This window comes from Stenotrophomonas sp. YJH_SMC_4 (genome assembly GCF_059371575.1).
Window position 1 is genome coordinate 688,916 of sequence record NZ_JCAFUR010000001.1, and the last position, 25,180, is coordinate 714,095.

Below are 25,180 nucleotides of genomic sequence, written 5' to 3' on the forward strand. Positions count from 1 at the left end.
TTCATTGAGTCTAACAACACATGGCATCAGCGTCCTCCTCCTTGTGCCTCCTGCGCCTGTCCGCACTCGGCGATGTCACCCACGTGGTGCCCCTGGTGCGCACCCTGCAGGCTGCGCGTCCGGACACGCCGATCCACTGGATCATCGACAAGGTCGGCCACAAACTGCTCGATGGCCTGCCCGGCGTCACCTTCCACGCCTACGACAAGAAGAGCGGCATGGCAGGGGTCAAGGAGCTGCGCAAACAGCTGCCACCGGGGCGTTTTGAAGCGCTGCTGCAGATGCAGGTGGCGTTCCGCGCCAACCTGCTGTCGGCGTTCATTCCCGCCGAGCGCCGCATCGGCTACGACCGCAGCCGTTCCAAGGACCTGCACGGGCTCTTCATCAACGAGCGCATTCCCGACCGCCCCGGCATTCATGTGCTGGATGCCATCGGCAGCTTCTGCGAGCCGCTGGGCCTGCGCCAGACCGAGGTCAGCTGGGACCTGGCCGTGCCACAGTCCGCATATGACTGGGCCGCTGCGCAATGGCAGGACGATGGGCGCCCGGTGCTGATGATCTCGCCCTGTTCCAGCCACGTGCGCCGCAACTGGTATGCAGACCGCTATGCAGCCGTGGCCAACCACGCCGCGCAGCGTGGTTGGCAGGTGGTGCTGTGCGGTGGCCGCAGCGAACTGGAGCGCAGCATGGCCGATGCCATCCAGGCACAACTGCTCACGCCGGCGCTGGACCTGGTCGGGAAGGACACCTTGAAGCAGCTGCCTGCCCTGCTTGCCCGCGCCAACCTGGTGATGACTCCGGACTCGGGCCCGATGCACATCGCCAACGCGATGGGCGCCAAGGTGCTGGGCCTGCATGCGGCCAGCAACCCGAACCGCAGCGGACCGTACTCGGACCGCCGCTACTGCGTGGACCGCTACGACGACGCCGCACGCAAGTACCTGGCCAAGCAGGCCGCCGATCTGAAATGGGGCACCAAGATCGAGTTCGACGATGTGATGGAACTGATCACTGTCGAAGACGGCATCGCGGCTTTCGAGCGTTACGTGGCCGATCATCTGGGGTGATGGGCCGGCCGGGCGTTGGCCTGCGCCCTTCGGTTTCATCCACGCGTGACGTGGCCCCCCCCCTTTTGGCCGCCGGGATTACGCGCGCTGCGCGTAATCCTGGTAGGACTTCTCTTCCACGTACGCCGAGCCCAGCGCCAGGTTGATCGCCTTCTTGATGCGCGCACGCTCGTCGTTCCGCAGGTAGACGCTGCGCGCCAGGTCGACGAAGCCCTGGTCGAACGCCTGCGCCTTTTCCTTCAGGCGGATGTCGTCCTCGATGTCCCACAGCTGCTCGTTGACCGCCTTCAGCTCGGCACGCAGCTTGGCGATGTCCTTCACCGCCGCCGGGTGCGCCATCCAGGTCTGCTCCAGCGCCGACAGCTCCCTGCGCACGTTGGCCAGCTTGCCCTCGTCGCTGATGCGCTCGGACTTGATCTGCAGGATCGAGATCTTGTCCAGCAGCTCGCCGAAGGACACGGGGACAAGGATTTCAGCGCTCATGGGGGAAGGCTCCAGCAGGTGATGCATACATGGTAACCCGCGCGGCGCAAACGCTGCGCCCCGGCGCCTGCATGGTCAGCCGAGCGCGATGACTGGGGGAGAACCCCCCGCAGCTGCGTTAGCGGTCTGGAGAGGCGGCCTGTCGCCCTCCTCGCCCGGCCAATCCAACGGCCGAGCGCGCGCGACCCGCCGCCCTGCCCACGCTGCAACGTGTTGAAACCACGCCGCATCAGCGTGTTCATGCAGCGAAAAAGGGGCGGCAACCGCACTTCACTCCTTTCCGTGGAACTCCGCATGCATCGACATCCCGCCCTCCCCACCCGTCGCGCCACCGCCCTCGGCAGTGCCCTTGTTGCAGCGCTTCTCGGCATCGCTGCCTCGCCGCAGGCCCATGCCAGTGCCTTCCACGTGAATGGAGACACGCTCTACTACACCGGCAACGTGCTGGCGACCGATCCGCAGACGCTGGAGGCCTACATCCTCGCCGCGCAGGCCCGTGGTACGCCGCTGCGCCAGGTGGTGTTCCGCAACTCGCCGGGCGGGGCCGCCTCCGGTGGCGTGGGCATGGGCGCCATCATCCGCCAGCATGGGCTGGATACCGTGCTGGACGGCGGCTGCTACTCGGCCTGCGCCGACGCCTTCGTTGCCGGCGTGAAGCGCAAGGTCACGCAATTCGGCCTGCTGCCGGCGCACGGCAACTACACGGAGACGGTGCTGGGCATCCATGGCGAATCCGGCCCGAACGGCCCTACCCCGTACCCGGGGCAGGACAAGTACATCAAGTACTACCGGGACATGTTCGGCCCGACCGACTTCGCGGTCATCGAAGCGCGCATCGTCCAGGCGCACTATGAACTGACCCAGCAGTCGGGCTTCCTGCGCTACTTCGACCCGAACGTGGCGGCCGTGGCCACGCGCTTCTGCCCGACCCGCGACCAGAGCGCGGCAGGCAACTGCACCGCGTATCCCGGTGTGACCTTCTACAGTGATCGCGTCGTCACCGAAGCCGGTTACGTCCAGACCGGCGACGTGCTTTCCGTCGACAAGGACGTGAGCGGAGACCTCAATCCGAACCTGGCCGTGCGCGGGCGCTACACCAATGCGCTGGCCAACCTGCGCTACTTCCAGCAGTCGGCCCCGGACATCCGGCTGGACGACGCCTTCGGTGTGATCCGTATCGGCAAGGGCGGGGTCTGGTCGCTGGATACCGCTTCCGCCGCCCAGTATGTGGTCGCCGATGGCGGCACCCTGCGCCTGCAGCAGAATGGCTGGATCCACCACGCCGAAGCCATCGGCGCCCGCAATGGCGGGCGCATCGAACTGCAGCAGGGCGCACTGCGCAGCCTGACCGTGATCGAACGCGGCGGCGTGCTGACCGGGCACGGTTCATTGAATGCCACGATCGACATCAACGAGGGCGGAACGCTCGCGCCGTCCGGCATCGTCATGCGCCCCTACTCGCTGGAAGCACTCGCACCGGGTGGCGACGACGTGTTCACCAGCGAGCGCTTCCGGATCGGCAAGGGTCGCTACATCAACCTCAATGACGGTGCGAACCTGGCCTTCGAGGTCGACAGCCAGCGCACTGCACCGGCACTGACGCTGGAAGAAGCCCGCTACTTCCTGGTCGATGAGGACCGGCAGACGGGGGACTACAACCTGTTCGGCAACATCAACCGCGCCGTGCTGAGCATTGCCCCCGCCGCCAGGCTGACGCTGGACGTCAAGCAGGCGTTCTTCCCGGCCGGGCAGCAGAACCACCTGGTGGGAACCCAGGTGGATGCCAGCGCCCTGCAGCTGCCCATCGCCCCCTGCAGCGCGTCGAACGGTGAGTACGCTGGCCTGTGGTGCCGCACCGCTACGCCCGATACCCTGACCCGCGCAGCGCCGGTGTCGGACTTCATCGAAGGGCGCTTCCAGTACGTCGAGCGCAGTGGCGAGGCCGGCAGCGCGGTGGACCTCACCGCTCCCGGCGCTGTATTCCGCCCTCGCCACAATTCACTGCTCAGCTTCACCGTCAATCAGACCGGCAGTGGCCTGTGGCTGACCGCCAATCCCTCCTTCGACGACACACGCTTGTTCGGCAATGCCCCGTCCGGCGACGGCCTGGGCATCGCACTGCAACAGGCGGCTGCACAGCGCACTTCCTCGATGAGCGGACTGCTGGGCGCCCTGCAGTTCGCTGACCGCGATGACATCGCGCGCCAGGCGGGAGCACTGCGTGGCGACGGGCATGCCAGCCTGCGCCTGGCCGATTCCGCACTGGTCGGCAGCATCGGCAACGTCGTGCAGCAGCACCAGGCAGCATCACGCAGCGGTGGCGATGCGGACGGCCTGGCTGCACAGGCCGCACAGACGGCCTCGGCACAATCTGCGATGACCGGCAATCGCCTGTTCAACCAGCTGGCGATGCACCTGGTCGCACCGGCGGATGCGGGCAGTGATGCGGGCGACGCCGGACGCAACCGCAGCTTCTGGGCGCGGGGCTTCGGCAGCCACGGCCGTATCGAGGGTGATGCCGGCGTCGCCGGCCTGAGCCACACCATCGGCGGCATCGCACTTGGTGCCGATACCCGCCTGGCAGACGACCGTGTGACACTGGGCGTGAGCCTTGCCGCGGCCGACATGTCGACCAGGCCCAGCGAAGGTGCAGGATTCAGCGGCGATGTCCGCGCGCTGGATATCGGCGGCTACGTGGACGCGCTCTATTCGCGCGGCTACCTGTCCGCCGCTGTCCGCTACACCGATCTTCGCCACGATACCCGTCGCAGCATCGAGGGGATCGAGGGCCTGCAGGCACCGCTGCGTGCGAAGTACAGCAACGACGCGATTTCCGCGCGCGTGGAGCATGCGTTCTCGTTCACCACCGGCAACGGCCTGGTGATACAGCCGCTGCTGCCGGTGATCGACTACATGCGCACCTCGGCCACGCACTTCAACGAAGGCCAGGACGCAGCCGCACTCATCGGCCGCAGTGGCAGCCTGGAAAGCATCCGCGTAGGCGCCGGCCTGCAGTTGTTCAAGACCTTCGACGGCAACAACGGCGAGCGCATCACCCCGCGGGCCCGCGTGGTCTGGCAGAAGGAGCTGGGCGATACCCAGGCCCGCTACAGCAACGGCTTCGCCGCCGCCCCGGACCTGCTGTTCAGTGCCAGCAGCCAGCCCGTCGGTGAGCAGGTCCTGGCCTGGAACCTGGGCGTGACCAGCCGTGCCAGCAAGCGCCTGTCGGTGATGGTTGATTACGTGGGCGAGCGGCGCGACGGCCAGACCCAGAACGGCATACAGCTGGGGCTGGGCTACACGTTCTGAGCACACGCCATTCGCACAGGGCATGGATCCCCACCCTGTGCGAATGGCCTTGCCTTCCACGCCGTGCGTGGATGCACCCAGCGGGCAACGAGCGGCGCAACGTCTCGGGCGACGCGCGAAACGCGCGTCGCGTTCCCGCGCCAGATGAAAGAAGAAAGGCTGCCTTTCGGCAGCCCTCTCCAGTCGAGGGGATGATCACCGAACTCATCCAGGCAATGACTTGCATCCGCCACACAGGGAATCGCCGGGTGAAACAAGTCCCTCTGTTGAGGGGCTGCCCCGACAGGGGCGGGGAGAGGCAGGCAAAGGGAGGGGCCCACGCGTTGCCACGCAACGTGTGGGGCGACGCGCGAAACGCGCGTCGTGTCCCGCGCCAGATAAAAGAAAAGGGCTGCCTTTCGGCAGCCCTTTTCTTTTATCTGGCGGAGAGGGGGGGATTCGAACCCCCGAGGCGCTATAAACGCCTGCCTGATTTCGAGTCAGGTACATTCAACCACTCTGCCACCTCTCCGGGTGGTCCCCGGCGGACCGGGGACGCGCATCATACGAGGAAGTGAGGCCGACGACAAGTCATTCCGGCCAACGAACTGAAAATTTCCTGGGCACATGCCTTGCCGGATGCCTGCGGCCACCCGATGATGCCTGTCTCCCCGGCAATACCCCGCCCTGCCTACCATGATCGAATTCGGACACCTCACCCACCCCGGCATGCGCCGCGAGCTCAACGAGGACACCTACTACGGTGACAGCGAGCTGGCCCTGTGGCTGGTGGCCGACGGCATGGGCGGGCATGCCTGCGGCGAAGTGGCCAGTGCACTGGCACGCGAAACCATCGTGCGCGAGATCCGCCGCGGCGCACCGCTGGCACAGGCCATCCGCACTGCCGACGAAGAGATCATCCGCGCCTCGCGCCGGCGCAACGACACGTTGCCGATGGGCACCACCGTGGTCGCCGCGCGTGTGCAGGGCAACCGCTATGAAGTGGCCTGGGTCGGCGACAGCCGCGCCTACCTGTGGCGCGACGGCCAGCTCGCGCAGCTCAGCCAGGACCACAGCGTGGTGCAGGAACTGGTCGCGCAGGGCAACCTGACCGCCGAACAGGCGCGCGCGCATCCGCATCGCAACGTGGTCACCCAGGCACTGGGCGTGACCGATCCAGCCCACCTGAACGTGGCCACCACCAGTGGTGAGCTGCGTCCGGGCATGCAGCTGCTGCTGTGCAGCGACGGTCTCACCGAGGAAGTGGATGACCGCGGCATCGCCCGCACCCTGGCATTCGAAGATGCCAGCGCGCAGGAATGCGTGGATACGCTGGTCGCCGCCGCACTCGATGGCGGTGGCCGTGACAACATCAGCGTGATCCTGGTGCGCTGCCATTAACCGGTAGAGCCACGCCGTGCGTGGAGGCGGTAGTGCCGGCCGCTGGCCGGCTCACCCGGGGAACCTCGTATCAGGACGATGCCGGCCAGCGGCCGGCACTACCTCGATGTATTACGCGCTGGCGGGCTCTTCCACCTTCGGGCCATCCCACAGTGCGTGGCCGGCCTTCTTGCGCAGCCGTTCCAGCCGCGCAGCGTGCGCTTCCAGTTCCGACGGCGTAGCCACCACGCGCGGACGCGGCAGCAGCTTGCTGGTATCGAAAGCCTGCAACGCCGCGCCGGCGCCGCCGCCATCGTCATCGCCCAGGCCGAAGCCGATCTCTTCCTGGCCCGAGGTCAGTGCGATATAGACATCGCCCAGGATCTGCGCATCGAGCAGGCCGCCGTGCAGCGCACGGTGCGAGTTGTCCACGCCCAGCCGCTTGCACAGCGCATCCAGCGAGTTGCGCTGGCCCGGGAAGCGCTCACGCGCCATCGCCAGGGTATCGATGACCGTGCAGCGGTCGGCGATCTTTCCGTACTGCGGCCCCAGCAGCGACAACTCGTTGTCGAGGAAGCCAAGGTCGAACGCCGCGTTGTGGATGATCAGCTCGGCGCCATCGATGAACGCCAGGAACTCATCGGCGATCTGCGCGAATTCAGGCTTGTCATCGAGGAACTCCAGGGTCAGGCCGGTGACTTCCTGCGCGCCCTGTTCGAACTCGCAGTCCGGCTTGATGTACTGGTGGTAGTTGTTGCCGGTCGGGCGGCGCTTGAACAGCTCCACGCAGCCGATTTCGACGATGCGGTTGCCCTTCTTCCACTCCAGGCCGGTGGTTTCGGTATCGAGGATGATCTGACGCATGGGCTCAGTTTACCGGGCTGGCGTCGCGGATCTGGATCGCCGCGTTGCGGGCCAGGGTATCCACCCGCTCATTGTCCGGGTCGCCGGAGTGACCCTTCACCCAACGCCAGTCGATCTGGTGCCGCAGCGTGGCCGCGTGCAGGCGCTCCCACAGCTCGCGGTTCTTCACCGGATCACCGCCAGCGGTCTTCCAGTTCTTGCGGATCCAGCCGGGCATCCACTGGGTCAGGCCCTGCCGCACGTACTGCGAGTCGGTGTAGAGCACGATGTTGCACGGCTCGGTCAGCGTCTCCAGCCCGGAAATGGCCGCCATCAGCTCCATCCGGTTGTTGGTGGTGTGCGCTTCACCGCCACTGAGCTCGCGCTCGTGGCCCTTGTAGCGCAGCAACGCAGCCCAGCCGCCGGGGCCGGGATTGCCGAGGCAGGATCCGTCGGTGTGGATTTCGATGGTTTTCAATACAGCTCCAGAATCAGGTAGCAACGGTGCCGTGCCAGCGCACCGGCAGCGGTTTCGGCCCGGGCAGGGCCAGCGTGCGTTTCTCCGCATGGAACAGGCAGGCCGCGCGCAATGGCGCCCAGCCCCCCGGGCGACGGCTGCCGGCACCGCGCCAGAGCGGGCCGAGGTAGCGCATATCGTCGCACTCCAGGCCATGGCGGCCGAGCAGCAGGCGGATCCGCTGCGGCGTACGCACCACCAGCCCATGCTGCCGCCAGTGCGTGCGGTAGGGGCTGAACGGATTGAGGCTGCTCAGCCACAGATGGCCGCCCGGCATCAATACGCGCTCGCACTCGTCGAGCAGCAGGTCGGCATCGCCGGTGGTGACATGCTGCAGCACGATCGCATTGACGCTCTCGTTGGCCAGGGGCAAGGGCAGCCCGCAGCGGGTATCGCCGTCATAGCCCGGTCCCGCCCCCTGCCGGTACAGGCGCAGGCCGCGCCCACCCAGCTGCGCATCCTCCAGCCAGGCCGCACTCGGCGCGATCCACAGCCAGGGCTGCGCGGGCAGCGCCGACAGCTGCGGAAGCAGCAACTGCCGTTCCAGGACGCGCAGCGCCGCCGCCGGCTCACTGTCGAACCACGGGGTCTGGCTCGCTTGACGGGTGCTCTGCAGCGCGGGCATGGTCCAATTCTATGCGACTGACTGCCCTGCCCGCATTTGCGGATAACTACATCTGGACGCTGATCGCCGACGATGGCACTGCCGTGGTCATCGACCCGGGTGACGCCGCGCCGGTGCTCGCACTGGCCGATCAGGGCCTGCGCGTGGACACGATCCTGCTCACCCACCACCACGACGACCACATCGGTGGCGTGCCCGCACTGCAGGCTCGTTTTCCCGGTGTACGGGTCATCGCGCCGGTCGAAGAGCGCATCCCCACGGCCACCGAACGGGTCGGCGAAGGTGAACGCGTTCAGGCACTGGGCCGGACGTTCCACGTACTATCCGTGCCCGGGCATACCCGCAGCCACATCGCGTTTCACACTGCTGAACATCTTTTCAGCGGAGATTCGTTGTTCAGCCTGGGCTGTGGACGTCTGTTCGAAGGTACGCCGTCCCAGCTGCTGGCATCGATGCGCAAGCTGGGTACCTTGCCCGCGCAACTGCTGCTTTGTTGCGCCCACGAGTACACCGTGTCAAATGCCGTCTTCGCGCGGCATGTCGACCCCGCCAACGCTGCCCTGTGGCAGCGCCAAGAGGAGGCTTTGGCCATGCGCCGCGATGACCGTTCCACCCTGCCGGTAACCCTGGCCAACGAATTCGACTGCAATCCCTTCCTGCGTGTGCACGCGGCGCCGATCCGTGCGTCGGTCTCGGCACACCTGGGCCGTGACCTCGTTGACGACGCCGACGTGATGGCCGGTCTCCGGCACTGGAAAGACGGCTTCCGCGCATGATGCGCCGAAGTCTGCCGCTGGCCCTGGGCCTTGCCCTGGGGCTGGCCGGAACCGCGGGCGCACAGTCGCTGGGCGCCGGCATCAGCCAGAACCTGACCGCCGCTGCGGCCCTGCCGCTGGATCCGGCTGCGCTGCCCGCCGCTTCGGTGCGCAACGGCCAGGAGATCTTCACCAGCTTCCGCGACGGACTGGCCGAACCCAGCTGCGACGCCGAGGCCACCAGCCCGCGCTGGCAGAAGCAGTTCGCCCACGCCCCCTCGCGCCTGGCCAACCAGGATGATGATGCGCTGGTCCTGTTCGGCTACGTGGTCGAAGAGCTGCGCAAGGCCGACCTGCCCACCGAGTTCGCGCTGATTCCCTTCGTGGAAAGCGGCTACCGGCCCAATGCCCGCAATGGCAGCGGCCCGACCGGCCTGTGGCAGTTCATCGCCACCACCGCGCGCAACCATCGCGTGCCGATGACCAACGGCTATGACGGCCGCCTGTCGGCGGTCGATTCGACCCAGGCCGCAGTGCGCTACCTGAAGACCCTGCACGGCATGTTCGGCGGTGACTGGCGCCTGGCCACGATGGCCTACAACGCCGGCGAGTACCGCGTGCTGCAGTCCATGCGCAAGGCTGGCATGAACGCGCAGAACGCCAAGCCTTCAGCGCTGCCCGGCCTGTCGCCGGTCACCCATGCCTACGTCGAGAAGCTGCATGCCCTGGCCTGCGTGCTGGAAGACGTGGAAGACCAGCCTGGCGTGATGGCCTCGCTGGACCGCACCGTGCCGGTGCTGAAGGACCACACCCTGCCTGCGGGCACCAGCGTGCAGCAGTGGGCCACACAGCGCGCCCTGGACCCTGCCAGGATCGCCCGCCTCAACCCGGCCCTGGCCTCCGGTGGCCGTCCCTCGGGTACCACCCGCGTGCTGGCGCCGGTCTCGGCCGCAAATGCGACGGTAGCGGAGGCAGCGACCGCGCTGGTCGCCACCACCGCACCGGTGGCGGCCGCTGTACCGACGCCGCAGGTCACCAGAACCGTCGCCGCGATCGCCGACCGTCCGCGCAGCCGCCGCCACACCGTGCGTGATGGCGAGTCGGCCTGGACCATCGCCCGCCGCTACGGCATGCCGGTGAAGGCCCTGCTGTCGCTGAACGGCCTGAGCGGCAGCAGCGTGCTGAAGCCTGGCGCGGTGCTGCGCGTCGAGGATTGACGCACAGGCCAAGCGCCTCCCGTATAGAGCCGAGCCCATGCTCGGCTTTTTCATGCCTGCGCCCAGCGGATGCAGTCGAGCACGGCTCGACTTTACAAACGGCGGTCGAGCAAGCTCGACCACTACCAGAGGCCAAGCGCGCCACAAACGACGCGAAGACAAAAAAAGGCCCGGCATTGCCGGGCCTTCTTCGATCCTGCCCGCCGCGAGGCTTACAGGTTCGCTTCGGTGGTCTGGATCACGAACTTCTTGCGCATCGCCTCGACATAGGCCTTGGCCGCAGCCATGCCATCGATCTGGCTCAGCTGGTCCTTCAGCTGCTTCTGCTGCTCGGCGGTCACTTCCTTCACGTCGCCCGGGTTCACCTTGTTCACCGCGAACAGCAACGCATGGCCGTTGACATCGACCTTGCCGTAGCTCGGCTTGCCATCGGCCGGCACCGGCGCGCTGAAGATCGCGCGGTTGATTTCCGGGGTCGGCACCGGCTGGCTGCGCGGCAGGCCGGGCATCGGGCTCAGCTGCAGCTTCTCGCTGGCCGCCAGCGACTGCAGGGTGGCGCCCGCCTTCAGCTTGGCCAGCACGGCATCGGCCGCCTTGTCGCTGGCCTGGCGCTGACGGTCGGCACGGATCGCGGCGATCACCTGCTCGCGCGCCTTGTCCAGCGGCATGGCCTGTTCCGGGGTGTGCGCGGCCACGCGGATGACCACACTGTGGTTGGTCGCGCCGCCCAGCGCGATCGGGTCGCTGGCGGTCCCGTCCTGCACCAGCACGTCGGAGAAGGCCGCACGCAGCACGCCCGGGTCAGCGGCGATGCCACTGGCGGTGGCACGGGTGATCGGGCCCAGCGTCTGCAGCGGCAGGTTCACTTCCTTGGCCGCGGCAGCCAGATCGCTCGGGCTCTTGTTGATGGCGTCGACCAGACGGCCGGCCAGTTCGTTGAAGCCGCGCTCGCCGTCGGCCTTCAGCTGCTCGGCAGCCAGCGTGTCACGCACTTCCTCGAAGGACTTGCCCTGGCCGCCACGGACCGCAGCAACCTTGATGATGTGATAGCCGAACTCGGTCTTGACCGGACCAATCACGTCACCGGCCTTGGCAGCGAACAGCGCATCTTCGAACGGCTTGACCATCGCGCCGCGTTCGACCCAACCCAGGTCACCACCCTGGCCCTTCGAACCCGGGTCTTCCGAGTTGGCCTTGGCCAGTGCAGCGAAGTCGGCGCCGGCGGCCTTGGCTTCGGCGGCAATCTTGTTCGCCTTGGCTTCGGCACCGTCGCCGGTGATCAGGATATGCGAGGCCTGGCGCTGCTCCGGCGTGGTGAACTTCGCCTTCTCGTCTTCATAGCGCTTGCGCAGGGTGGCTTCGTCGGCGGCGGTCGGTGCCGGCAGGTTCGCACCATTGATCTCGACGTACTCGAGCGAAACGCTCTCGGCCTGGCGGAAGTCCTTGCCATGGCTGTCGTACCACTGCTTGATCTGCGCGTCGGTCACCGGCGCGGTATCGGCCGGCACTTCCGGCAGCGCGGCCAGCTCGACATCGCGGGTCTCGCCCAGCAGCTTCAGCAGGCGCTCGGTCTCGGACTGGGTAACGAAGCCCGAGTTCTGCAGGCCCGACGGAATCACCGACTGCTGCAGGCTCTCACGCACCAGTTCCTGGAACTGGGTCGGCGTGCGCGGCGGATTGCCACCGGCAAGCGCCAGGCGGTAGTTGTTCTCGTTGAACTTGCCGTTCGAATCGAGGAAGGCCGGGATGGTGGCGATGTACTCGCGCACCGCGCCATCGCCGATCACGACACCGGCCTGCTCGCCGACCAGGCGCACGACCTGCTCGTCGATCAGCTGATCGAGCACGGCCAGCTTGTTTTCAGTGCTTTCAAACGCGCGCGGGTCGAAATTCTCGCCCTGCTGCTGGCGCTCACGCATGCGCTCCTGCTCGAAGCGGGTGCGGAAATCCTGCGCGCTGATCTCATGGTGCTGCCACAGCATGCGCACCGGCCACCACGACGGTGCCGAACGCCACCAGGTCGGCGGCGCGGAAACCTTGGCCACGTTCTGTGCGCCAACGCCACCGAGGTAGCTGTTGTCGATCACGAACAGGAACGGAATCATCAGCAGCCCCAGGATCACGGTGACGATCCAGCCTGAGGTCTTGTCGCGGAGTTTCTGCAGCATGGTGAGGAATCACAAGGCCTGATTGGCGAGCCCGGCAGTGTAACCCGCTTCGTCGCAGGGACCAAAAGCAGCACCGGCGTGGCCTGCGCACCGCTTCCGACGGCACAAAGAAAAAGCCCCCGGCTTGCGCCGAGGGCTTTTAGAGTTGGCGGAGCGGACGGGACTCGAACCCGCGACCTCCGGCGTGACAGGCCAGCATTCTAACCAGCTGAACTACCGCTCCGCGCTGAAACTTTGCAGGTGCCCAGTATATCCGAAGACTCCCTGGAAACCCAGCCCGATGAACACTTTTTTCAAAGTTTTTTCACAGGGACTTAAGAATTCTGCAATGGCGGAGCGGACGGGACTCGAACCCGCGACCTCCGGCGTGACAGGCCAGCATTCTAACCAGCTGAACTACCGCTCCGTTCTTGCAAAACCTTTCGCCTTCTTCCCGAACCTTCCGGGGAGAAGACAAGGCCCCCGGCTTCAGGCCGGGGGCCTCGATGTAGTGGCGGAGCGGACGGGACTCGAACCCGCGACCTCCGGCGTGACAGGCCAGCATTCTAACCAGCTGAACTACCGCTCCGCATTGTTGCTTTTTTTGCTTTCCAGCCGGCCTGGACCGGGAAGAAAACAAAGCCTCCAGCTTTTGGCCGGAGGCCTCGTTGAATGGCGGAGCGGACGGGACTCGAACCCGCGACCTCCGGCGTGACAGGCCAGCATTCTAACCAGCTGAACTACCGCTCCACACTCAAACTTTACCGCGGTGCTGTGGTGGGTGCTGAGGGTTTCGAACCCCCGACCCTCTCCGTGTAAAGGAGACGCTCTACCGCTGAGCTAAGCACCCCAGCGAGCCGCTTAGTTTACAGCATCCTTCAGGGCCTTGCCAGCCTTGAACGACGGATTCTTCGAAGCAGCGATCTTGATGGTGTCGCCGGTCTTCGGGTTGCGGCCGGTGCGTGCAGCACGGTCGCGGACCTGGAAGGTACCGAAGCCAACCAGGGTGACCGCATCGCCGTCCTTCAGCGCCTTGGTGATGGCAGCAACGACGGCATCGACAGCGCGGCTGGACTCGGCCTTGGTCAGGTCGGCAGCTTCAGCAACGGCATCGATCAATTCGGTCTTGTTCATTCTCTACAACTCCTTTGGCGGTGGGTTCCGCTTATTCGACAGGGAAGCAACCGCATGCCTTCTGCATGCGGCCACCATGTGGAAACGGTTCGCCGATTCAGTCATCGCTGACAGCGATCACTCATTCGCGAGTGCTGCTTTTATACCAGTGGCCCTACCCCCACGCAAGCTGGAAAGCCAGCAATGACGCGGGTTTCGGGCCATTGGACAGCGCGCGTCAATGCTTGACGCGCGCGCTTCCACTCGGTTTGGCCTTGCTGCGCACCGTGACACGCTGCGCACTCTTGCGCGCCTTCTTCGGTGCCAACGGACGCTCCAGCGCCAGGTCCAGGACCTCTTCGATGTACTTCACCGGCACGATCTTCAGATCGCGGGTGACGTTGGCCGGAATGTCGGCCAGGTCCTTGCGGTTCTCTTCCGGGATGATGACCGTGCGGATGCCGCCACGCAGTGCCGCCAGCAGCTTTTCCTTCAGGCCACCGATGGCGGTGACGCGACCACGCAGGGTGATCTCGCCGGTCATCGCCACATCGGCACGCACCGGCACCCTGGTCAGCATCGACACCAGCGAGGTGACCATTGCCGCACCGGCGCTCGGGCCGTCCTTCGGGGTGGCGCCATCGGGCACGTGCAGGTGCACGTCGTGCTTCTGCAGGAAGTCGCTGTCGATACCGAAGCCGACCGCGCGCGAACGCACCACCGACAGCGCCGCTGAAGCCGATTCCTTCATCACGTTGCCGAGCTGGCCGGTCAGGATCAGCTGGCCCTTGCCCGGCACCAGCGTCGATTCGATCTGCAGCAGATCGCCGCCGACCTCGGTCCAGGCCAGGCCGGTGACCAGGCCGATCTCGTTCTCTTCCTCGGCACGGCCGAAGTCGAAGCGACGCACGCCCAGGTACTTGTCCAGGTTCTTGCTGGACACGCTCACCAGCGCCTTCTTCTTCGCACCCTTCTTCGCCTTCGCCGCCGGCTGCGGGCCGGCCAGCGCGATCTCCTTCACTACCTTGCGGCAGATCTTGGCGATCTCGCGTTCCAGGTTGCGCACGCCCGATTCGCGCGTGTAGTAGCGCACGATGTCCTGGATGGCATCGCTGCCGATCTCCAGCTCTTCCGGCTGCAGGCCGTTGGCCTTGACCTGCTTGGGCACCAGGTAGCGGGTGGCGATGTTGAGCTTCTCGTCCTCGGTGTAGCCGGGGATGCGGATCACTTCCATGCGGTCCAGCAGCGGGCCGGGAATGTTGAGCGAGTTCGAGGTGGCCACGAACATCACTTCGGACAGGTCCAGGTCCACTTCCAGGTAATGGTCGTTGAACGCGTTGTTCTGCTCCGGGTCGAGCACTTCCAGCAGCGCCGAAGACGGATCGCCACGGAAGTCCATCGACATCTTGTCGATCTCGTCGAGCACGAACAGCGGGTTCTTGCTGCCGACCTTGTTGAGGTTCTGCACGATGCGGCCCGGCATCGAACCGACGTAGGTACGACGGTGGCCACGGATCTCGGCCTCGTCGCGCACGCCGCCCAGCGACATGCGCACGAACTTGCGATTGGTGGCCTTGGCGATGGACTGGCCCAGCGAGGTCTTGCCCACGCCCGGCGGCCCGACCAGGCACAGGATCGGTCCCTTCATCTGCTTCACGCGCGACTGTACCGCCAGGTATTCAAGGATGCGTTCCTTGACCTTCTCCAGGCCGTAGTGATCGGCGTCGAGGGTGTCCTGCGCAGCCTTCAGGTCCTTGCGCACCTTGCTGCGCTTCTTCCACGGCACGCCCAGCAGCCACTCCAGGTAGTTGCGCACCACCGCGGCTTCGGCCGACATCGGCGACATCTGCTTGAGCTTGTTCAGTTCGTTGCGCGCCTTGGCTTCAACGGCCTTCGGCATGCCGGCTTCGGCGATCTTGCGGGCCAGTTCTTCCAGCTCGCCCGGTGCGTCGTCCAGGTCACCCAGTTCCTTCTGGATGGCCTTCATCTGTTCGTTGAGGTAGTACTCGCGCTGGCTCTTCTCCATCTGCGACTTCACGCGGCCGCGGATGCGCTTCTCCATCTGCTGCACGTCGATCTCGCCGTCGACCAGGCCGACCAGCATTTCCAGGCGGTCGCCCACGGCCAGCGTTTCCAGCAGGCGCTGCTTGTCGGCCAGGCGCACGCTGATGTGCGCGGCGATGGTGTCGGCCAGGCGCGCCGGCTCATCGATGCCCGACAACGTCTGCAACAGCTCCGGCGGCAGCTTGCGGTTGGTCTTGACGTACTGCTCGAACAGCGACATCAGCGAGCGGGCGATGGCCTCGACCTCGCGCGCTTCGCGCTCGTCAGTGGCCTCGATCTCCACCGCCTGGCCGTGCAGCGAGCCGTTGCGCTCGTCGACGTGGGTGACCTGTACGCGCGACAGTCCTTCGACCAGCACCTTGATGGTGCCGTCGGGCAGCTTCAGCAGCTGCAGCACCTGCGCCAGCGTACCGACCTGGTAGAGGTCGGCCGCATGCGGGTCGTCGGTTTCGGCCGACTTCTGCGCCAGCAGCAGGATGCGCTTGTCCGCCTCCATTGCCTGTTCGAGCGCGTGCATGGACTTGTCACGGCCGACGAACAGCGGGATGACCATGTGCGGGAACACCACTACGTCGCGCAGCGGCAGGACCGGCAGGTCGAGGGTTTCACTTGGGGAACGGGCCATGGGGGCTCCAGGGAAGGGGGAAAACCGCCTCCGGGAGGGCATCTTCCGGAGACAAAAAAAGCCGATGGCCCCGTTATGGGGCCATCGGCTTTCAGATGCAAGGCATTCCTTGAAAATCCTTTCCAATCAACAACCTGGAAGAATCACTCGGCGCCTGCGGCCTTCTGTTCAGGGGCCGCCGGGGTCTGGTAGATCAGGTACGGCTCTGACTTGTGCTCGATCACCGACTCGTCCACCACCACCTTGCTGACGTTTTCCTGCGACGGCAGGTCGTACATGGTGTCCAGCAGGACCGATTCGACGATGGTGCGCAGGCCGCGGGCACCGGTCTTGCGCTTGAGCGCCTTGCGGGCAATGGCCGACAACGCGTCCGGGCGGAACTCCAGCTCGACGTTCTCCATCTCGAACAGCTTCTTGAACTGCTTGGTGATGGCGTTCTTCGGCTCGGTCAGGATCTTGATCAGGGCCGGCTCGTCCAGCTCCTCCAGGGTCGCCACCACCGGCAGGCGGCCGACGAACTCGGGAATCAAGCCGAACTTGATCAGGTCTTCCGGCTCGACTTCGGCCAGCACCTTGCCCACTTCCTGCTTGCGCTCGCTGCTCTTCACCTTGGCGCCGAAGCCGATGCTGCCGACGTCGGTGGAACGGGCCTGGATCACCTTGTCCAGCCCGGCGAACGCGCCGCCGCAGATGAACAGGATGTTCTTGGTGTCCACCTGCAGGAATTCCTGCTGCGGGTGCTTGCGGCCGCCCTGCGGCGGAACGCTGGCCACGGTGCCTTCGATCAGCTTCAGCAGGGCCTGCTGCACGCCTTCGCCGGACACATCGCGGGTGATCGACGGGTTCTCGCTCTTGCGCGAGATCTTGTCGATTTCATCGATGTAGACGATGCCCTGCTGCGCCTTCTCGACGTCGTAGTCGCACTTCTGCAGCAGCTTCTGGATGATGTTCTCCACGTCCTCGCCCACGTAACCGGCTTCGGTCAGCGTGGTGGCGTCGGCCATGGTGAACGGCACGTTGAGCAGGCGGGCCAGGGTCTCGGCCAGCAGGGTCTTGCCCGAACCGGTCGGGCCGACCAGCAGGATGTTCGACTTCGCCAGTTCGACGTCATCGTTCTTCTGCCGGCTCTCGATGCGCTTGTAGTGGTTGTACACGGCCACGGCCAGGGTGCGCTTGGCGCGGTTCTGGCCGATCACGTACTGGTCGAGCACCTCGAGGATCTCGCGCGGCTTCGGCAGCGAACTGCGCGCCGACTGCGCCTTTTCCTCAAGCTCCTCGCGGATGATGTCGTTGCACAGCTCCACGCATTCATCACAGATGAACACGCTCGGACCCGCAATCAGCTTGCGCACTTCATGCTGGCTCTTGCCGCAGAAAGAGCAGTAGAGGATCTTGCCGGTGTCCGTGGAACGACCTTGGCGGTCTTCGCTCATGCTTCGCTTACCCAGTTACCCCACCCGCTGAACGGGGGTTCGATTCGAGAATAGCACAGGGCCGAGGGGACACCAGTCCCGCCCGACCCTGCAGGAACGAGGCCTCCATGGCCCCGTGAAGGCCGGTCAACCGGCCTGGATCGACTCATCCGGACGACGCTCCAGGACCTGGTCGACCAGACCGTAGGCCTGCGCCTCGAAGGCGCTCTTGAAGTTGTCGCGCTCGGTGTCGCGGGCGATCGTCTCCAGCGACTGGCCGGTGTGCTTGGCCAGCACCTCGTTCAGGCGCGAACGCAGGGTCAGGATCTCACGCGCGTGGATGTCGATGTCGGTGGCCTGGCCCTGGTAGCCACCCAGCGGCTGGTGGATCATCACGCGCGAGTTCGGCAGCGCATAGCGCTTGCCGGCTTCGCCCGCGGCCAGCAGCAGGGCACCCATCGAGGCAGCCTGGCCGATGCAGGTAGTGCTCACATTCGGCTTGATGTACTGCATGGTGTCGTAGATCGCCATGCCGGCGGTGACCACGCCACCCGGCGAGTTGATGTAGATGTTGATGTCCTTTTCCGGGTTTTCCGATTCCAGGAACAGCAACTGCGCCACCACCACGTTGGCCATGTGATCGTCGATCGGGCCCACGAGGAAGATCAGGCGCTCCTTCAACAGGCGCGAATAGATGTCGTAGGCACGCTCGCCGCGGCTGGTCTGCTCGACCACCATCGGAACCAGGTTCAGGGCTTTGGTTCGGTTGTCCATTACGTGAGGTACCTATCTTGGGGGGCAACAACCCCGCGCCGGCAAAGGCACGGGGCATCCGGTGATCCGCCCGGGCTTACTGGCGGATCGCGTCCTGGAACGACAGCTTCTCTTCGGTGTGCTGGGCACGCTCGGCGATCCAGTCGATCACCTGCTCTTCCATCACACGGTTCTGCAGGCCAGACATCAGCTGGGGGTCGTTGCGGTACATCTCAATGACCTGCTCCGGCTCTTCGTAGGTCGAAGCGATCAGACGCATCGTTTCGTTCAGGCGCTTGGCTTCCAGGCGCAGGTCGTTGATGCGGGCCACTTCACCGACCAGCAGGCCGACCAGCACGCGCTTGGCGGCCGCTTCCTTGAAGCCTTCGTGGGCATCGGCCGGGATCTCGCCGACGCTCTGGCCGTTGCGGCGGATCTGCTCGACCTGCTGGGCCAGCATGGCGCGGGCTTCGTTCTCGACCAGGCGCGGCGGCATTTCCACCGACGAATAGGCGGCGATCAGCTGCTCGCCCACTTCGCGGCGCAGGCGGTTCATCAGGGCGCCCTTCAGCTCGCGCTCCAGGTTGGCGCGGATGTCGCTGCGGAACTGCTCCACATCGCCACCCTTCACGCCAAAGCTCTTGATGAAGGCTTCGTCGACCGCCGGCACGACCGGCTCGGACACTTCGGCGACCTTGACGGTGACCTGCACGGTCTTGCCGGCCAGCACCGGCACGCGCCAGTCAGCCGGGAACTCGACGTCCAGGGTCTTCTCTTCGCCCTTGGCCAGGCCGACCAGGCCCTTTTCAATGGTCTCGAACATCATGCCCTGGCCGAGCACGATCGAACCCTTCTCGGTGCCTTCGGCCGGCAGGCGCTCTTCACCGGCCTGCGACCAGGTTTCCACCGCGACCAGGTCACCGTCCTGCGCGCCACGGCTGACCGGGGCCCAGGTACGACGCTGGTTCTGCAGGTTCTCGATCATCTGGTCGATGTCGGCGTCGGTGATCTCGGCGGTGTGGCGCACGACAGTCAGCTTGCTGACGTCGATGTCGCCGAAGTCCGGCACCACTTCCACGGTGGCCACGAAGGAGAATTCACCCTCGTCGCCCTTGTCGATGCGCGGGCTGCCGACGATGCGCAGATCGTGCTCGCGCACGGCCGCGTCGAAGGTTTCGCGCAGCAGGCCGTCCAGCGCCTCGCCACGGACCTGCGCGCCGAAGCGCTGCTCGATCACCTTGGCCGGCACCTTGCCCGGACGGAAACCCTTGATGCGGGTGGTACGGGCGATTTCGCCCAGGCGGCCGACGATGTGGCTCTGCAGACGGTCTTCCGGCAGCGAGAAGCTCAGGCGGCGTTCCAGGTTGCCGGTGGATTCGATCGAAGCTTGCATGTTGACTCCTGCCACCGGTGGCCCACGCCCCCGGCTCGATGATTGGGATGAAACGGTTGTAAGGACACGACGTCTGGGACGCGCCTGCTTGCCGCAGCCCTTTAGTTTCGCCCAATTCGGCCTGCACTGCCAGCGCGTGCCGGTCAAGGGGGGCAGCGGGGCCCGATCAGGGCGGGGGACAGGCCGGCACTGGTGCGAAAGGGGGGACTCGAACCCCCACGCCTTGCGGCACTGGAACCTAAATCCAGGGCGTCTACCAATTCCGCCACTTTCGCGTGGCCGGCACAGGCGTTCATTGTCGCAGGCGGGCGCAGGAAGCGGAAGGCCTGCACAAAGCTGAACATGGCCATCCTCGCGACTGGCGCGCGGGGACCGCCCCGGCGAGCGGCCGCTCAGCCGGGGCAGCGGTGGTTCAGTGCTGCGACCTGGCCTCGGCAGGCGCCGCATCGGCTCCCTGCCCGGCCGCAGGATCCACTTTGCGGATCTCCACGCCCCCGTCGTCGGTACGGCGCAGGGCCACCGACTCCGGCGTGGCCTTGCGCACATCCACCGAACCATCCGCATTGCGCTGCACGTCCACCGCGTCGGGCAGGACCTCCCCTTCCGCAGGCTGAGCCGGCTGCATCTGCAGGGCGTCACCGACCGGGCGCGCCGGAGTGCTCTCCGTGCCAGCATCGCGCTCGACGGTCTGCGCAGGATCATTGGCCGGCGCACAGGCAGCCAGCGCCATCAGCGCGAAGGGAACCCACAGCGTGCGGTGCAATCGATTGATACCAGCCATCAACATCTTCCTTCGTACATGCGCCATCGGCGCGGAAGATCCATTGGGTGCGATGCAGGACGCGATGCGCTGAGAAGCAGCGCACAGCATTGAAAACACTGATGACGCGTATGCCCCTGATTTCAGCATCGCTTCAGTAGATCCACGCCATGCGTGGATGAAGCGCAACCCGGCATACAGGCAAGAAAAAAGCCACTTGGCGAACCAAGTGGCTTTCGTCTGGTGGGCTGTCAAGGATTCGAACCTTGGACCTATTGATTAAGAGTCAACTGCTCTACCAACTGAGCTAACAGCCCGAAATCGGGGCGCGAATTATGACCCGATCCGCTCGGAGGGTGCAAGCACTTTCTTCAACATCGTTGAAACCAGCACTGCGATCCCGCTGCGTTGCAGATCCACGCCAGGCGGGGCCCTGCAACCTGTGATCCATCGAAACGAAAGGGTCACACTAATAAGAAAAAAGCCACCTGGCGTACCAGGTGGCTTCCGTCTTGGTGGGCCGTCAAGGATTCGAACCTTGGACCTATTGATTAAGAGTCAACTGCTCTACCAACTGAGCTAACGGCCCGTGAAACTCAGACGCACATTGTAGCGTGCTTTCTGTTTATTGCAATACCGTTTCGGCTGCGCCGATGCGGTTGAATCAGTGGGGTGGCTGAGGGGATTCGAACCCCCGACCACCGGAATCACAATCCGGTACTCTAACCAACTGAGCTACAGCCACCACTGAAACTTTCACTCCATCGCCGATACCGCTGACGCTGGAACCTCAAACCTTTGCCTGGAGACTGTCACCGAAGTTCCGGTCCGCCGAAGCGAGTCCGATATTCTGGTGGAGTCTTTACCCTTTTGCAAGCACTTCTTCACATCCGCCGATGCGATCCCGGTGCTCGCCGATGGCGCGCCCGACAGGAATCGAACCTGTAACCGCCGGCTTAGAAGGCCGGTGCTCTATCCAGTTGAGCTACGGGCGCCCGAACCGGAACGGTGTCCAATCCGACGTGATGTGGGATTGGTCGGGGTAGAGGGATTCGAACCCCCGACATCCTGCTCCCAAAGCAGGCGCGCTACCAGACTGCGCTATACCCCGGTCTTGCAATCCCCTCGGGCCGGGCCCGGGGAGTCGTTCATTGTGGCCAAGCACATCGCGAACTGTCAACGCAGGCGAGACCGGTCATGAACCTGCCACGGCGCCATGCGTGGTCATCGGCTATGCTCGCAGTCATCGGCCGGATGGCCGTCCCGACCTTCATTCGCACGGAGAACTCGCATGCGCAGCGGCAACCCGGCTCTTTCCGAGTCGACCTTCCTTGATCTCGCCAGCGGTTCGGTGGTGACCCACCCCGACCAGGTGATGACCCTCAACGGCACCGCCAACAAGACCGGCCTCCTGCTGCTGCTGACCGTGCTGACCGCAGCGTTCGCCTGGAGCCAGTCGGTCGACGAGTACGGCCAGATTTCCGGCAGCGCAAGCCTGTACGCCATCGGTGGCGCGATCGGTGGCCTGGTGCTGGCACTGATCACCATCTTCAAGAAGGAATGGTCGCCGGTGACCGCGCCGATGTACGCGCTGGTTGAAGGCCTGTTCCTGGGCGCCGTGTCTGCACTGTTCAACATGAAGTACCCGGGCATCGTGTTCCAGGCGGTGTTGCTGACCTTCGGCACCCTGGCCGCCCTGCTGTTCGCATACCGCAGCGGCGTGATCAAGGCCACCGAGAACTTCAAGATGGGCGTGGTCGCCGCCACCGGCGGTATCGCCCTGCTCTACCTGGCCTCGTTCGTGCTGGGCTTCTTCAACATCAACGTGCCGGTGATCCACGACGCCAGCTGGCTGGGCATCGCTTTCAGCCTGTTCGTGGTGGTCGTGGCCGCGCTGAACCTGGTGCTGGACTTCGACTTCATCGAAACCGGCGTGGCCCAGCGTGCGCCGAAGTACATGGAGTGGTATGGCGCATTCGGCCTGATGGTGACCCTGGTCTGGCTGTACGTGGAATTCCTGCGCCTGCTCTCGAAGATCCAGCAGCGCTGAGTCCAGCCACGCCGTAAACGACAGGCCGCGATCCGCAAGGGTCGCGGCTTTTTTGTAGAGTCGAGCTGGCCCACACGTCCCCTGCCCCCCCATGCCCGACACCTTTCACAGCTACCGCCCGGCGGAGGGCCACCGCCTGCCGCATGACCCGTTCAACGCCATCATCGGCCCGCGCCCGATCGGCTGGATTTCCAGCCAGGACGCGGGCGGCACGTTGAACCTGGCGCCCTACAGCTTCTTCAACGCCTTCAACTACACCCCGCCGATCATCGGCTTCTCCAGCCAGGGCCGCAAAGACTCGCTGCGCAACATCGAAGCCACCGGAGAGTTCGTCTGGAACCTGGCCACCTTCGACCTGGCCGAGGCCATGAACGAAAGCTGCCGCGCGGTTGCACCGGATGTCGACGAGTTCGCCCTCGCCGGCCTGACCCCGCTGGCATCCACGCAGGTCGCGCCACCGCGTGTGGCACAGAGCCCGGTGAGCATGGAATGCCGCTGCACCCAGATCGTGCGCCTGCGCGATGCCGCCGGACAGGACACCCACGGTTGGCTGGTGCTGGGCGAAGTCGTGGCGGTGCATATCGATGCACGGTTGCTGGTCGATGGCATCTACGACACCGCGGCGGCGGCACCGATCCTGCGCGGCGGCGGCCCCGCCGATTACTTCCGTATCGGCGCCGAACAGCGCTTCCGCATGTTCCGCCCAGCCTGATCCCAGCCCTTTGCGGGGCAACCCGCAGAGTCACCGACGCTATCACCACCACGGCTGCAGCCGCGCGGCTACCCCGCCGAACCCATCGCTGCAGCGTAGTGCGCCGCAAGGTGCTCGACCAGCGCGCGCACCTTGGGGGCGAGCGCGCGTGCATGCGGATACAGCGCGAAATAGCGCCGCTGGCCGGCATGCCAGGCTGGCAGCACGCGGATCAGACGACCGGCGCGCAGGTCCTCCTGCACGGTCAACGCGGTGAACAGGCTGATGCCCATTCCGGCCAGCGCGGCGGCATACAGGGCGGGGGTGGCATCCACGCGCAGGCGCTGCCCGGCGTCAACGCTCACGCTCGCGCCACGCGGCCCCTGCAATTGCCAGGGCGGCATTGACGGCGTGGGACTGAAACCCAGCAGCGTGTGCTGTTCGAGATCTGCTGCCTGTCGCGGCAGGCCATGGCGAGCCAGGTAGGCCGGTGCCGCGACCAGGATGCGCGGGCAGCTGGCCAGCTCGCGCGCGACCAGCTGGCTGTCCGGCAATGAAGCCGCAATGCGCAGGGCCAGGTCGAAACCACCGCCCACCACATCGACCAGCTGATCATCCGCCGACAGGTCCAGCGTGACCTGCGGGTAGCGCTGCAGGAACGAGGGCAGCCAGTGCGGCAGCTCCTGGCTGGCCACCACCTGCGGCACGCTGATCCGTACGCGGCCACTGGGTTGCGCCTGCCCGGCGCGGGCACGGTCGTCGGCCTCCTGCAGGCGGTCCAGCAGCGTTGCCGCCTCGCGGTAGTAGTCGCGCCCGGCCTCGGTCAATGACAACCGACGGCTGTTGCGATCGAGCAGGCGCACCTGCAGGTGTTCTTCCAACTGGCGCAGCTGCCGGGACATCGCCGAGTGGGTGGTCCCCAGGCGTTCAGCGGCCGCGGTGAAACTGCCCGCGTCAACGATGGCGCGCAGCGCACGCAGGGCGGCGAAGTGATCCATCGGCGGGCAGCTCCGTCTGGCGGGGCCCACGGCATGCGGGCCCCGCCAGCTTATCAAGCGCCGTCGCCAGCCTTGCGCACCGGCAGTGCGAGGATCGCGTCAGTCGTCATGACATCGCCGAAGGTGTCCTCGATCTGGGCCAGAGAGGCTTCATGCAGCGCGCGATGGCTGATGCGCTGGCCGCCGGCCAGGTCCAGGTCACGGCTGGCACTGGCATCGGAGGCCACGATCACCCGATAGCCGCGCGGCGCGGCGGCCGCATCGCGCGCGGCACCGGCCACGCAGGCGTGGGTCTGCAGGCCGGTGACGATCAGCGTGTCGATGCCGGCGCTCTTCAGCACCTGGTCGAGCACGGCGGCGGACGCGCCGGCGAACACGCTGACGTTGTCCTTCTGCACCACGGTCTCGCCCTGGCGCGGCTGCAGGTCGCGATGGAAGGCCGCATTGACGCTGCCCTGCGCAAACAGCGGCGCGCCGGCCGGCAGCACATGCTGCACGTGGATCACACCGATGCCATTGGCGCCGGCAAATTCGACCACCCGCTTCGCCTGGCGCAGTGCGGCCATGCCGTCGGGGATGACCATGCGGCCACCGGCAAAGCCCGGTGCGGCGCTGGCATCGAAGTACTCGTTCTGGAAGTCGATCACCAGCACGGCGGTCTTCGCTGCATCCAGCGAGGTCGCGACCGGCGCGCCGGCCATCTGGCGGATGGTGGGATGGGCCGGATCAACGGCGGCAACCGGGGCGGTGGCGGCCATGCCGATCAGGCTGGCCAGGCCGAAGGTGGTGAGGTTCATGTGCGGATTCCTGCGATGGGTGTGGAGCACAGGATGCGGAGCGCCTGGCGCACGAACCAGCCCCACAGAGGCACATGATCTGTGCGAAGCTCGCACAGGCCACATCTGTAGCGTCGAGCCATGCTCGACGGCCTTTCTGCGGTTGCCGACACGAAGATCAGTCGAGCATGGCTCGACGCTACACCGGCGGAGAAACGCAACG

General features: G+C 65.7%; 20 protein-coding genes and 12 tRNA genes. 7 read left to right on the forward strand and 25 right to left on the reverse strand.

Features of this window, described 5'->3' with window-relative positions:
* Window positions 1-20 precede the first annotated feature (20 nt).
* Complete coding sequence (locus AC5P9F_RS03280; RefSeq protein WP_099484873.1) at window positions 21-1,067, forward strand: glycosyltransferase family 9 protein; 1,047 nt, start codon at window positions 21-23, stop codon at window positions 1,065-1,067.
* Window positions 1,068-1,145: 78 nt separating this feature from the next.
* On the opposite strand, the gene AC5P9F_RS03285 is transcribed toward AC5P9F_RS03280, so the two are convergent.
* Window positions 1,146-1,550, reverse strand: coding sequence for a DUF6165 family protein (locus AC5P9F_RS03285; protein WP_005408281.1), 405 nt, complete (start codon window positions 1,548-1,550; stop codon window positions 1,146-1,148).
* Between the two features lie 294 nt (window positions 1,551-1,844).
* On the opposite strand from AC5P9F_RS03285, the gene AC5P9F_RS03290 reads away from it, so the two are divergent.
* Window positions 1,845-4,859, forward strand: coding sequence for an autotransporter outer membrane beta-barrel domain-containing protein (locus AC5P9F_RS03290; protein ID WP_197638097.1), 3,015 nt, complete (start codon window positions 1,845-1,847; stop codon window positions 4,857-4,859).
* A 420-nt stretch (window positions 4,860-5,279) separates the two neighbouring features.
* Here the strand turns inward: AC5P9F_RS03290 and AC5P9F_RS03295 are convergent.
* Window positions 5,280-5,370, reverse strand: a tRNA-Ser gene (locus tag AC5P9F_RS03295).
* A 164-nt stretch (window positions 5,371-5,534) separates the two neighbouring features.
* Here AC5P9F_RS03295 and AC5P9F_RS03300 point away from each other — a divergent pair.
* Window positions 5,535-6,239, forward strand: a complete 705-nt coding sequence (locus tag AC5P9F_RS03300; RefSeq protein WP_005408277.1) for a PP2C family protein-serine/threonine phosphatase — start codon at window positions 5,535-5,537, stop codon at window positions 6,237-6,239.
* Window positions 6,240-6,350: 111 nt separating this feature from the next.
* Here the strand turns inward: AC5P9F_RS03300 and dnaQ are convergent, their stop codons facing one another.
* The 3 genes from dnaQ to AC5P9F_RS03315 are packed head-to-tail and all read right to left on the reverse strand — an operon-like array spanning window position 6,351 to window position 8,203.
* Window positions 6,351-7,082, reverse strand: coding sequence for a DNA polymerase III subunit epsilon (dnaQ, locus tag AC5P9F_RS03305; RefSeq protein ID WP_005408276.1), 732 nt, complete (start codon window positions 7,080-7,082; stop codon window positions 6,351-6,353).
* Window positions 7,083-7,086: 4 nt separating this feature from the next.
* Window positions 7,087-7,539 (reverse strand): ribonuclease HI, encoded by a 453-nt coding sequence (gene rnhA / locus AC5P9F_RS03310; RefSeq protein ID WP_005408275.1) that lies wholly within the window; start codon window positions 7,537-7,539, stop codon window positions 7,087-7,089.
* Between the two features lie 13 nt (window positions 7,540-7,552).
* Window positions 7,553-8,203: a class I SAM-dependent methyltransferase gene (locus tag AC5P9F_RS03315; RefSeq protein ID WP_005408274.1), complete on the reverse strand. Its 651-nt coding sequence runs from the start codon at window positions 8,201-8,203 to the stop codon at window positions 7,553-7,555.
* Between the two features lie 11 nt (window positions 8,204-8,214).
* Between AC5P9F_RS03315 and gloB the strand changes: the two genes are divergently transcribed.
* Window positions 8,215-8,979 (forward strand): hydroxyacylglutathione hydrolase, encoded by a 765-nt coding sequence (gene gloB, locus AC5P9F_RS03320; RefSeq protein ID WP_114618859.1) that lies wholly within the window; start codon window positions 8,215-8,217, stop codon window positions 8,977-8,979.
* A complete protein-coding gene (locus AC5P9F_RS03325; protein WP_099485206.1) occupies window positions 8,976-10,175 on the forward strand; it encodes a lytic transglycosylase domain-containing protein in 1,200 nt (399 codons plus the stop codon). The genes gloB and AC5P9F_RS03325 overlap by 4 nt, the downstream gene beginning before the upstream one ends.
* A gap of 212 nt (window positions 10,176-10,387) precedes the next feature.
* Here the strand turns inward: AC5P9F_RS03325 and AC5P9F_RS03330 are convergent, their stop codons facing one another.
* The 18 genes from AC5P9F_RS03330 to AC5P9F_RS03415 all read right to left on the reverse strand — a co-directional run bounded on the left by AC5P9F_RS03330 (window position 10,388) and on the right by AC5P9F_RS03415 (window position 21,553).
* Entirely contained in the window at window positions 10,388-12,343 is a 1,956-nt protein-coding gene (locus AC5P9F_RS03330; protein WP_005408271.1) for a peptidyl-prolyl cis-trans isomerase, read from the reverse strand.
* Window positions 12,344-12,489: 146 nt separating this feature from the next.
* Window positions 12,490-12,566, reverse strand: a tRNA-Asp gene (locus AC5P9F_RS03335).
* Between the two features lie 106 nt (window positions 12,567-12,672).
* A tRNA-Asp gene (locus tag AC5P9F_RS03340) sits at window positions 12,673-12,749 on the reverse strand.
* Window positions 12,750-12,834: 85 nt separating this feature from the next.
* A tRNA-Asp gene (locus tag AC5P9F_RS03345) sits at window positions 12,835-12,911 on the reverse strand.
* Window positions 12,912-12,995: 84 nt separating this feature from the next.
* A tRNA-Asp gene (locus AC5P9F_RS03350) sits at window positions 12,996-13,072 on the reverse strand.
* Window positions 13,073-13,097: 25 nt separating this feature from the next.
* Window positions 13,098-13,172: transfer RNA gene (locus AC5P9F_RS03355), tRNA-Val, on the reverse strand.
* A gap of 11 nt (window positions 13,173-13,183) precedes the next feature.
* Entirely contained in the window at window positions 13,184-13,456 is a 273-nt protein-coding gene (locus AC5P9F_RS03360; protein ID WP_005408270.1) for an HU family DNA-binding protein, read from the reverse strand.
* Between the two features lie 217 nt (window positions 13,457-13,673).
* Window positions 13,674-16,124, reverse strand: coding sequence for an endopeptidase La (lon, locus tag AC5P9F_RS03365; RefSeq protein WP_088436039.1), 2,451 nt, complete (start codon window positions 16,122-16,124; stop codon window positions 13,674-13,676).
* Between the two features lie 143 nt (window positions 16,125-16,267).
* A complete protein-coding gene (clpX, locus tag AC5P9F_RS03370) occupies window positions 16,268-17,557 on the reverse strand; it encodes an ATP-dependent Clp protease ATP-binding subunit ClpX (protein ID WP_004154600.1) in 1,290 nt (429 codons plus the stop codon).
* Window positions 17,558-17,683: 126 nt separating this feature from the next.
* Entirely contained in the window at window positions 17,684-18,310 is a 627-nt protein-coding gene (gene clpP, locus AC5P9F_RS03375; RefSeq protein WP_004146318.1) for an ATP-dependent Clp endopeptidase proteolytic subunit ClpP, read from the reverse strand.
* A 76-nt stretch (window positions 18,311-18,386) separates the two neighbouring features.
* Entirely contained in the window at window positions 18,387-19,682 is a 1,296-nt protein-coding gene (tig, locus tag AC5P9F_RS03380; RefSeq protein ID WP_012479267.1) for a trigger factor, read from the reverse strand.
* Between the two features lie 190 nt (window positions 19,683-19,872).
* Window positions 19,873-19,957 (reverse strand) — tRNA-Leu (locus tag AC5P9F_RS03385).
* A gap of 137 nt (window positions 19,958-20,094) precedes the next feature.
* On the reverse strand, window positions 20,095-20,463 hold the full coding sequence (locus tag AC5P9F_RS03390) for a hypothetical protein (RefSeq protein WP_012479266.1): 369 nt from the start codon (window positions 20,461-20,463) through the stop codon (window positions 20,095-20,097).
* Window positions 20,464-20,683: 220 nt separating this feature from the next.
* A tRNA-Lys gene (locus AC5P9F_RS03395) sits at window positions 20,684-20,759 on the reverse strand.
* A 196-nt stretch (window positions 20,760-20,955) separates the two neighbouring features.
* Window positions 20,956-21,031, reverse strand: a tRNA-Lys gene (locus tag AC5P9F_RS03400).
* 79 nt (window positions 21,032-21,110) lie between these two features.
* Window positions 21,111-21,187, reverse strand: a tRNA-His gene (locus AC5P9F_RS03405).
* A 173-nt stretch (window positions 21,188-21,360) separates the two neighbouring features.
* A tRNA-Arg gene (locus AC5P9F_RS03410) sits at window positions 21,361-21,437 on the reverse strand.
* 39 nt (window positions 21,438-21,476) lie between these two features.
* A tRNA-Pro gene (locus AC5P9F_RS03415) sits at window positions 21,477-21,553 on the reverse strand.
* Between the two features lie 180 nt (window positions 21,554-21,733).
* Here AC5P9F_RS03415 and AC5P9F_RS03420 point away from each other — a divergent pair.
* Both AC5P9F_RS03420 and AC5P9F_RS03425 read left to right on the forward strand, forming a co-directional pair.
* Complete coding sequence (locus tag AC5P9F_RS03420; RefSeq protein WP_012479265.1) at window positions 21,734-22,492, forward strand: Bax inhibitor-1/YccA family protein; 759 nt, start codon at window positions 21,734-21,736, stop codon at window positions 22,490-22,492.
* Window positions 22,493-22,583: 91 nt separating this feature from the next.
* Window positions 22,584-23,204 carry a flavin reductase family protein gene (locus AC5P9F_RS03425; RefSeq protein WP_012479264.1) on the forward strand — a complete coding sequence of 207 codons (621 nt, stop codon included), beginning with the start codon at window positions 22,584-22,586 and terminating at the stop codon, window positions 23,202-23,204.
* A gap of 68 nt (window positions 23,205-23,272) precedes the next feature.
* Here AC5P9F_RS03425 and AC5P9F_RS03430 read toward each other — a convergent pair whose 3' ends face one another.
* Both AC5P9F_RS03430 and AC5P9F_RS03435 read right to left on the reverse strand, forming a co-directional pair.
* On the reverse strand, window positions 23,273-24,181 hold the full coding sequence (locus AC5P9F_RS03430; RefSeq protein WP_012479263.1) for a LysR family transcriptional regulator: 909 nt from the start codon (window positions 24,179-24,181) through the stop codon (window positions 23,273-23,275).
* 53 nt (window positions 24,182-24,234) lie between these two features.
* Window positions 24,235-24,978: a cysteine hydrolase family protein gene (locus AC5P9F_RS03435; protein ID WP_044569566.1), complete on the reverse strand. Its 744-nt coding sequence runs from the start codon at window positions 24,976-24,978 to the stop codon at window positions 24,235-24,237.
* Window positions 24,979-25,180 lie beyond the last annotated feature (202 nt).